At 72.5% G+C, this 8,843-nt stretch carries 9 protein-coding genes; 4 read left to right on the top strand and 5 right to left on the bottom strand.

Translation table 11 applies throughout. From position 1 onward, the window contains the following. Positions 1–152: 152 nt before the first annotated feature. Together N6H00_RS03800 and N6H00_RS03795 are read left to right on the top strand one after the other, a co-directional pair. A complete protein-coding gene (locus N6H00_RS03800) occupies positions 153–392 on the top strand; it encodes a DUF6296 family protein (protein WP_268970099.1) in 240 nt (79 codons plus the stop codon). 127 nt (positions 393–519) lie between these two features. After that, positions 520–1,521, top strand: coding sequence for a sigma-70 family RNA polymerase sigma factor (locus N6H00_RS03795; protein ID WP_268970098.1), 1,002 nt, complete (start codon positions 520–522; stop codon positions 1,519–1,521). On the opposite strand, the gene N6H00_RS03790 is transcribed toward N6H00_RS03795, so the two are convergent. The 3 genes from N6H00_RS03790 to N6H00_RS03780 all read right to left on the bottom strand — a co-directional run bounded on the left by N6H00_RS03790 (position 1,420) and on the right by N6H00_RS03780 (position 3,714). Next, positions 1,420–1,842: an STAS domain-containing protein gene (locus N6H00_RS03790; protein ID WP_268970097.1), complete on the bottom strand. Its 423-nt coding sequence runs from the start codon at positions 1,840–1,842 to the stop codon at positions 1,420–1,422. The two genes, N6H00_RS03795 and N6H00_RS03790, sit on opposite strands and share 102 nt — an antisense overlap. Positions 1,843–1,920: 78 nt before the next feature. After that, a complete protein-coding gene (locus N6H00_RS03785; protein ID WP_268970096.1) occupies positions 1,921–2,760 on the bottom strand; it encodes a class II fructose-bisphosphate aldolase in 840 nt (279 codons plus the stop codon). 60 nt (positions 2,761–2,820) lie between these two features. Continuing rightward, positions 2,821–3,714 (bottom strand): SIS domain-containing protein, encoded by an 894-nt coding sequence (locus N6H00_RS03780; protein WP_268970095.1) that lies wholly within the window; start codon positions 3,712–3,714, stop codon positions 2,821–2,823. Between the two features lie 153 nt (positions 3,715–3,867). Here N6H00_RS03780 and N6H00_RS03775 point away from each other — a divergent pair, with 153 nt between their 5' ends. After that, positions 3,868–4,653: a DeoR/GlpR family DNA-binding transcription regulator gene (locus N6H00_RS03775; protein WP_268970094.1), complete on the top strand. Its 786-nt coding sequence runs from the start codon at positions 3,868–3,870 to the stop codon at positions 4,651–4,653. A gap of 39 nt (positions 4,654–4,692) precedes the next feature. On the opposite strand, the gene aroQ is transcribed toward N6H00_RS03775, so the two are convergent. Both aroQ and N6H00_RS03765 read right to left on the bottom strand, forming a co-directional pair. After that, positions 4,693–5,169: a type II 3-dehydroquinate dehydratase gene (gene aroQ / locus N6H00_RS03770; RefSeq protein ID WP_268970093.1), complete on the bottom strand. Its 477-nt coding sequence runs from the start codon at positions 5,167–5,169 to the stop codon at positions 4,693–4,695. 77 nt (positions 5,170–5,246) lie between these two features. Then, positions 5,247–7,112: a coagulation factor 5/8 type domain-containing protein gene (locus tag N6H00_RS03765; protein ID WP_268970092.1), complete on the bottom strand. Its 1,866-nt coding sequence runs from the start codon at positions 7,110–7,112 to the stop codon at positions 5,247–5,249. Between the two features lie 279 nt (positions 7,113–7,391). Between N6H00_RS03765 and N6H00_RS03760 the strand changes: the two genes are divergently transcribed. Further along, positions 7,392–8,843 (top strand): S1 family peptidase, encoded by a 1,452-nt coding sequence (locus N6H00_RS03760; RefSeq protein ID WP_268970091.1) that lies wholly within the window; start codon positions 7,392–7,394, stop codon positions 8,841–8,843.

Below are 8,843 nucleotides of genomic sequence, written 5' to 3'. Positions count from 1 at the left end.
GCCCCGTACAGCGCCTCGATCACCGGGCGCGCGGTACGGGGCCGCCCGCTTGCGGCCTGTCCTTCGAACCTCTTGCGCTCCCGGAGCCGAGCGATAGTGTGGAATGTCATGGTTTGGGATGGCGGGGGCGGGTCGGTGCGGAGGAGGACGTGATGCGGAGCCGAGAGAGGTATGAGCTGGTCTTCGTGGATACGACCACCCCGGACCCGGAGGCCGCGGACGTCGTCATGGTGCACCGCACGGACAGCAGCGGTCCGGGCGGTCACCCGGTGTACGCGGACGACACCGGCATCGTGCGGGCGGAGATCAGCGACCGGGCCGAGGTGCGGATGATCGCCAGTGGCGGGCACCAGGTGCACGCGGCCATGGTCAGCGCCCGCCCGGTGACCTGAGGCACCCGTCCGGCGCGCTCGGACGCGTCCGCGAACGCCCAGCTCCGCGCCGTTGTCAGTGGTGCCCGCTACGTTTCTCACCCACGGGAGTCCGAGCGGCGGTTCCGAGCAGTGATGAGGTGCGGCGATGGGTGATGTGGCGGCGGTGGACGGCGCGGCCGGTGTCGAGCTCCAGCTGGAGCCGTACCGCACGCAGCTGACCGGTTACTGCTATCGGATGCTGGGCTCGGCCTTCGAGGCCGAGGACGCGGTGCAGGAGACGATGGTGCGCGCCTGGCGGGGCCTGGACCGCTTCGAGGGCCGGTCCGCGCTGCGATCATGGCTCTACCGCATCGCCACCAACGTCTGTCTGGACATGCTGGGCGCCGGTAAGCGGCGGGCCCGCCCCATGGATCTGACCTCCGCGGCCACCCCCTTCCCGGCCGCCCTCGTCGAGCAGCCGGAGGCCACCTGGATCGGGCCGGTCCCCGACGGCCAGGTGCTGCCGGACGGCGGAGACCCCGCCGAGGTGGCCGCCCAGCGGGACGCGGTGCGGCTCGCGTTCATCGCCGCGCTCCAGCATCTGGCCCCCCGCCAGCGGGCGGTGCTGATCCTGCGCGAGGTGCTGGCCTGGAAGGCGAGCGAGGTCGCCGAGCTGCTGGGCACCACCGTGGCGTCCGTCAACAGCGCGCTCCAGCGGGCGCGGGCCACCCTCGCCGCGAGCGGGATCAGCGACTCCGACCCGGCCGAGCCGCTGGACGAGGCGCAGCGCGCGCTGCTGGCCCGCTATGTGGACGCCTTCGAGCGCTATGACCTGGACTCCCTCACCGCCCTGCTGCACGAGGACGCCACCCTCTCCATGCCGCCGTACGAGCTGTGGCTGCGCGGCCCCGAGCACATCCGCCAGTGGCTGGTGGGCCATGGCATCGGCTGCCGAGGCTCGCGCCTGGTCCCGACCGTGGCCAACGGCATGCCCGCCTTCGGCCAGTACCGTCCGGGCGGCGCCGGTGGCCGCCATGAGCCCTGGGCGCTTCAGGTCCTGGAGATATCAGGCGGCCGGATCACCGGGCTCAACTCCTTCCTGGACACCGAGCGCCTCTTCCCGCTGTTCGGTCTGCCCGCCCGGCTCGAGCCCCAGGGCGTGGCCTGACGCCGCGGGAGCCGTCAGGGCCTCGTCCAGCCCGGTCCAGGCGAGCAGCCGCCGCAGTTCGCCGCCTGCGCCGCGGAGCCGGATGCCGCACCCCAGCCGATGGGCGGTCAGCCGCAGTCGGGCCAGGGCCTCGACCACCGTCAGGTCCGGCCGGCGCACCCCGCCCACGTCCACAGTGACCGGCCCCGCGCCGGGCCGGTGGCGCACCAGGGCGTGCAGCCGTTCGCACAGCCGCTCCACCTCGGCGCGGGTGACCGGCCGGTCCAGGACCAGCACGGCCGGGTACGGCGTGGGCGGGTTCTCGGGCTCGGGTGCGGCCAACGTCCACCTCCTGGCGTGGTGTTCACCGGTGGAGACCGCCCGGCCCGGGGAAAGTCATCGGCTCACCGGCGGCGCCGCTCAGCGCGTGGCCCGCACCAGCCTCAGCAGCCGGGTCACCTCCCGCGCCACCGCGTCACGCGCCGCCGCGACATACCGGCGGGGGTCGACCACATCGGGGTGGCCGGCGAGATGGTCGCGGATCGCCCGGGTGTAGGCCACGTTCAGATGGGTGGCGATGTTCACCTTCGTCAGCCCCGCCTCCACCGCCCGGGTCAGATCGGCCTCGGGCACCCCGGAGGAGCCGTGCAGCACCAGCGGTACGGGCACGGCCGCGCGCAGGGCCGCGACCAGCGCCAGATCCACCACCGCCGCCTTGACGACCATGGCGTGCGAGGTGCCCACCGCCACCGCGAGCGCGTCCACGCCCGTCGCCGCCACATAGGCGGCGGCCTCGGCCGGATCGGTCCTGGCGCCCGGTGCGTGGACCCCGTCCTTGCCGCCCACCTCGCCCAACTCGGCCTCCACCCACACCCCGTGGGCATGGCAGTCGGCCACCACCTCGGCGGTCGCCGCCACATTGCCGTCGTAATCCAGGCGCGAGGCGTCGAACATCACCGAGCCGAAGCCCAGGCCCACCGCCTCCCGCACCAGCTCGGGCCCGGTGGCATGGTCCAGGTGCACGGCCACCGGCACCCGGGCCGCGCGGGCCACTTCCACCGCCGCCCGCCCGATGGCGGCCAGGGCGCCGTGATACCGCACCGCGTTCTCGCTGATCTGGAGGATCACCGGCGCGCCCGCCGCCTCCGCCCCGGCCACGATCGCCTGGGCGTGCTCGATCTGGATGACATTGAACGCACCCGCGCCGAGTCCGGCCCGCACGGCCGTCCCGACGATCTCTCCGGTGGCCACCAGTGGCATCTCCCGGTTCCTTCCGCCCGTTTCCGACTTCGGCCCTCTACTCCGCCCGCTCCTCCCGGCTCAGCCGAGGATCACCGAGCGGGTGAGATGGCGCGGCTCGTCGGGGTCGAGCCCGTGGGCCGCCGCGATCGCGACCGCGAGCCGCTGCACCACCACCAGTTCGGCCAGCGGATCGCGGCCGTGCCCGGCGACCCGGCCACCGGTCCGGGTGATCTCCTCGTCCGCCACATCGGAGGCCCCCTCGCCGAGCCACCACACCACGCTGCGCGGGCCGGTCACGCTGATCGGGCCGTGCCGGTACTCCTTGGCCGGGTACGCCTCGGTCCACGCCCCCGCCGCCTCGCGCATCTTGAGCGCGGCCTCCTGGGCGACCCCGTAGGTCCAGCCCCGGCCGAGGAAGGTGAACTGCCCGGCGTCCACGAGCGCCTGGGGGAGTGGCTCGGCGAGCGCCGCCGCGCCGTCCGCCACGAGATGCTCCAGCTCCGCGCCCAGGTGGGCGCGGAGCAGGGCGAGTTCGCTGGTGGCCCAGCGGGTCTGCACCACCGACCGCTCATCGGCGAAGTCCATCACGACCGCGGCGTCCGCGGCGCCCACGACCGGGGAGCCGGGGACCGCCGTGACGACGGTGGTGGGAACCCGGCCGCGCACCGCGCCCAGCAGCTTCAGCACCTCGGTCGTGGTGCCGGACCGGGACAGCGCCAGCACCCGGTCGTAGGCGCGGCCGGAGGGCATCTCCGACGCGGCGAACGCGTCCGTCTCGCCCTGGCCCGCCGCCTCGCGCAGCGCCGCGTACGACTGGGCGATGAACCACGAGGTGCCGCAGCCGACGACGGCGACCCGCTCACCCGGCCGGGGCAGCGCCTCCCGTACGGGCCCCTCCGGCTCCCGGGCCAGGGCGATGGCGCGCCGCCAGCAATCGGGCTGGCTCGCGATCTCGGCCTCGGTGTGGCTCATGGGACTCCCCTCGTCGCACGGATGACCCGGGCAGCGGCGCCGCCCGAAGTTGCGCGGAGTTGTTGCGCGGAGTTGCTTCGTACGAGCCGATAATGCGCAGGATCACGCACGGAAGTCCAGAGCGGAGGGGTGCGAGGGGGTAGGGTGAGCGGCGTGAAACGGCCCGAGCGCTGGAACGCCCTGCTGGATCTGCTGGCCAGGGACGGCAGTATCGATGTCGAGGAGGCGGCCGCCGAGCTGGCGGTGTCCGCCGCGACCATCCGGCGTGACCTGGATGAACTCGCCCAGCAGCAGATGCTCAGCCGTACCCGTGGCGGTGCGGTCGCGCACAACCTCTCGTACGACCTTCCGCTGCGCTACAAGACCGCCCGGCGCGCCTCGGAGAAGCAGCGGATCGCCGCCGCGGCGGCCCGTATGGCCGAGCCCGGTTCGATCGTGGGCCTCAACGGCGGGACGACCACCACCGAGGTGGCCCGAGCCCTCTCCACTCGCGGCGATCTGTCCGCGCCCGGTGGCGGCCCGGCCGTCACGGTCGTCACCAACGCCCTGAACATCGCCAGTGAGCTGGCGGTGCGCCCCCAGGTCAAGATCGTGCTCACCGGCGGGGTCGCCCGTCCGCAGTCCTTCGAGCTGATGGGGCCGCTGGCCAACGGGGTGCTGGACCAGGTCTCGCTGGATCTGGCGATCCTCGGCGTGGACGCGCTGGACACCGCCCAGGGCGCGACCGCCCACCATGAGGGCGAGGCCAGCATCAACCACCTCATGGCCGCGCGGGCCGCCCGGGTGGTGGTCGTGGCCGACAGCTCCAAGCTGGGCCGCCGGGCGTTCGCCCGGATCTGCGCGCTGGAGGAGATCGACGTTCTGGTCACGGACACCGGGGCCGGTGAGGAGCTGGTCGCCCCGTACACCGAGGCCGGTGTCCGCGTGATCAGGGCCTGACGTACCGGGCCCCGACCACGGCCCGGTACGGCCCGGCGACTACGCCTGCCTGGCGGCCGCGAGCAGGGCGGCCACCCGCTCGACGGCGAAGGCGTAGCCCTGCACACCGCATCCGGCGATCACCCCGTCGGCCAGCGCGGAGACATAGGAGTGGTGCCGGAAGGTCTCCCGCTGGTGGATGTTGGAGATGTGCACCTCCACGATCGGCAGACCGTCGCAGGTCGCCAGGGCGTCGCGCAGGGCGACGGAGGTGTGGGAGTAGCCCGCGGGGTTGATGATGACGGCCGCGTGGTGCTCACGGGCCTCGTGGATCCAGTCGATCAGCTGGCCCTCGTGGTTGCTCTGCCGGCAGTCGGTCGTCAGACCGTGCGGGGCGGCCGTCTCGGCGACCAGCTTCTCGACGTCGGCCAGGGTGTCGGTGCCGTAGATCTCGGGTTGCCGACGGCCCAGGAGGTTCAGATTGGGTCCGTTGAGGACCAGGATCGTGGAACGGTCGCGCACGGATGTGGTGGCCATGGCGTGGTGGTCCTTCCTGGGTATCGGCTCTTCGCGGGCCGGTGCGCGGTGGACACCGGCCCGCGAGGCATCGTAGATCAGGGATAGGAGACCACGGTGGACGGCACGGTGGAGGTGCCCGAGGTGGGAGAGCCGGTGTCATTGATGACGCATTCGTACTGGCCGTTGCCGCCGAGCGAGACCACCAGCAGGTTGTGGAACTTCACCCCCGCCGCGTTCGGCGCGGCGAAGCCGTGGTGCTGCACGATGCTCGGGTCGACGTTGTAGTAGCAGTAGCTGCCGAGCCCCCATCCTTCGTGCTCGGTCACCGAGTCGGCCACCTTGTAGGCCGCGTAGCCCTTGATGGAGCCGTTCTGGATGGCCGCCTGGTTCGGGGCGTCGTACGCCTTCTCGTTCTGGAAGAAGATGGTCCGGCCCCGCTGTCCGTACCACTGCACGTCGTACTTGTTGAAGTGCTCCACGAACAGGCCCGTGGCGAGGACGTCGTCGCCGTTGACCCGGACTCCGTAGTCGGCGCGGTTGGTCTCCCAGCCGACACCGTCACCGTGGTCGGCGCGCCAGACCCAGGTGTGGTCGACGATGGTGTGCCGGCTGTTGATCACCATGCAGGTGGTGGCCTTGCCGGGGCCCGCGCCACCGATGCGGATGAACACGTCCTGGACGGTGGTGGGGTTGGCCGAGTGGTCGGCCGAGGCCCCTTCCGGGCCGACTTCCAGCAGGGTCTCGGAGTTGACCGGCCCGGCGTCGATGAGGAAACCGGCCAGCCGCACCCCGTCGACGTCCGCGACCTTCAGCGCGGTGACACCGTTGTCCGGGACGAGCGTGGCGTAGCCGAGCCCGAGGACGACGGTGTTCGCCCGGTCCACCTGGATCGGCTGATCGAGGTGGTAGATGCCTGGTGTGAGCAGCAGATGGAGGCCCTGGGCGAGCGCCTCGTTGAGGGTGGCCGCGGTGACGTCGGGCTGGGCGACATAAAACTGCGACAGGGGCAGCGAGGTGCCCCTGGGCGTGCCGTTGCCCCAGGTGACACCGCGGGCGCCGGTCCGCTTCTCGGGCAGGAAGACCCGGTAGTCGCCGCCGTCGAGGTACAGGAAGGGCTTCTCCCGGGAGACCGGGGTGGTGTCGAGCGTGGTGTACGGCGGGTCGGGGAAACTCTGCGCGGGCGCGCCCTCGACACCGGAGAACACCATGTTCCACACGGCGTTCTGCCAGCCGCCGACGACGCTGTCGCGGGTGTACCACTGCTGCTGGGAGTACGGTCCGACCTGGCCGTCGATGCGGCTGTCGGCGATGTAACCGCCGCTGGCCCAGCCGTAGCCGTCGGGGGCGAGGTTGAGCCCGCCGCGCACATGCATCCGCCGGAAGGGGGCGGCCTGCGCCACCGCCCAGCGGTTGGTGCCGCTGACGGGGACGACCGCGAGGTTCTCCGCGGAACGCCAGAAGTTCTGCGTGGCGTTGCCGTCGAACCACCCGGCGTCGACCGTGACATCGCCGTTGATGGTCGTGTCGTCGGGGGACAGCCCCAGTCCGGCGATCGAGGTGTAGAAGCCGATCTGGGCGTTGAGGCCATTGTAGGTGCCGGGCTTGAACAGCAGGGCGTAGCGTCCCGTGTCGAACTGCGCCGACTCCTGCTTCTTGAACACCTCGTCGAGCTTGGCCTGGATACCGGGCGTGGAGGGGTCGAAGACGATGACGTTCGGGCCCAGGTCGCCGCCGCCCGGCAGGGCCCGCGGGCTTCTGCGCGACGACGTGGCGGCGGCCGGGGCGGCGGACGCCGGGGCCGCGGACGCCGGGGTGGACAGGCCGAGCAGGGCGGGAGCCGATGCGGCCGCCGCGGCGCCCAGGACGGCCCGGCGGCCGACCGCGGACCGGCGCGGAGAAGAGGACTCCGTGGCGGAGGTTGGCTCCGGGCGGGACGAGGACTCTGTGGGGGATGACGTCATGACACGACTCTCCTGAGTTCAGGAAGTGAAAGATGCGGGGGGTTGAGAGCGCTCTTGCCGGATGCATGCTTCATCCACCTGAACGGGGCGTCAAGATGTGTCACCAGAACTCGCGCGATATGTGACGCAACCTCTCATGGAGCCATGCGAGGCTTCGGGAGTCGAACGCGGTGGCCTTACCGACCACCGAGGCCGACGATCCGGCCGAGGTCGGCCGAGGTCGGCCGAACCGGCGGAGCCTACCCGTCCGGAGCGTTCCGCGCAGCCATTCATCACACCGTGAGTACGGGTGAGAACGGGGTCAACGCCCCCGCGTACGACGTGGTGGCCCCGCGCGGGGCGGGGCGGAACGCGGCAGGCGCTCCGCACCCGCCCGTCGCGCATCCCCGACTGGAGGTCAGTGAGTTGAGCCATCGACGTGTGAACAAGCGGACCCTCGTCCTGTCCGGAGCCGCCCTCGCCGCGCTGGGGGCGGCGGCCATTGCGCTGCCCCACGCCAACGCGAGCCAGGACAGGACGTCGAGCGCCACGGCCTTCTCGTCCCCGGTCGCGGTGAAGCTCGCGCAAAGTCTCGCCTCGGACCTCGGTGCGGACGGCGCGGGCTGGTACTACGACACCACCAACCGCCGACTGGTCATGAACGTGGTGAACGAGGACGCCGCCGAGGACGTCCGGGCCAAGGGCGCCGTGGCGAAGGTCGTGCGGAACAGCATGGCCGATCTGAAGGCCGCCGCCAAGACGCTGAGCAGCGACGCGTCGGTCCCCGGCACCGCCTGGTCGATCGACCCGGTGACCAACACGGTCCAGGTGACCGCCGACCGTACGGTGACCGGCGCGAAGTGGGCCGCGCTGACCGGGACCACGGACCGGATGGCGGGCACGGTGAGCGTCAAGCGCACCGAGGGCGAGTTCAGGAGGTTCGACGGCGGTGGGACGGCCCGGCCCGGCGACCACGGCGGCACGGGGGACCAGGGCGCGGACGGTGCCGGTGCCGCAGGCGCGGGGGACGCCGGCGGGGGCGGCGACGCGGCCGGAGGGCTCGACGGCGGCGATGCCATCTTCGGCGGCGGCGCCCGCTGTTCGCTGGGCTTCAACGTCAGCGTGGACGGCGCACCGGGCTTCCTGACCGCCGGTCACTGTGGCAACGTGTCCCGGACCTGGAGCTCGGACCAGGCCGGGGCCCAGCAGGTGGGTACGGTGCGGGACTCCCGGTTCCCGGAGAGCGACTTCGCGCTGGTGATGTACGACGACGCCACCACCCAGGCGGCCGGCACGGTCGACCTGGGGGACGGCAGCACCCAGCAGATCGGGCGCGCCGTCGAGGCGAGCGTGGGCCTTCGGGTGCGCCGCTCAGGCTCCACGACCGGCGTCACCGACGGCACGGTCACCGGCCTCGACGCCACGGTGAACTACGGCGACGGCGATATCGTCAACGGCCTCATCCGCACCGATGTGTGCGCCGAGCCCGGCGACAGCGGCGGTGCGATGTTCGCCGGGGACGCGGCGGTCGGACTGACGTCCGGCGGCAGCGGCGACTGCACCCAGGGCGGCGAGACGTTCTTCCAGCCGGTGACCGCCGCGCTGGAGGCCACCGGTGCGGTCATCGGCGCCGATGGCGGCGCCGGTGGCGGTGACGCCGCCGGTGGTGCCGGTGGCGCGGCGGGCGGTGCCGGAGCGGGCGACGCGGGTGCCGGGGACACCGGCAGCGGTTCGGCCCGGGGACGCGACTGA

This window comes from Streptomyces sp. S465, from assembly GCF_026898115.1.
Classification (GTDB): Bacteria; Actinomycetota; Actinomycetes; order Streptomycetales; family Streptomycetaceae; genus Streptomyces; species Streptomyces luomodiensis.
The sequence above is the reverse complement of the archived record's forward strand: the minus strand, read 5'-3'. Positions and strand labels throughout refer to the sequence as shown.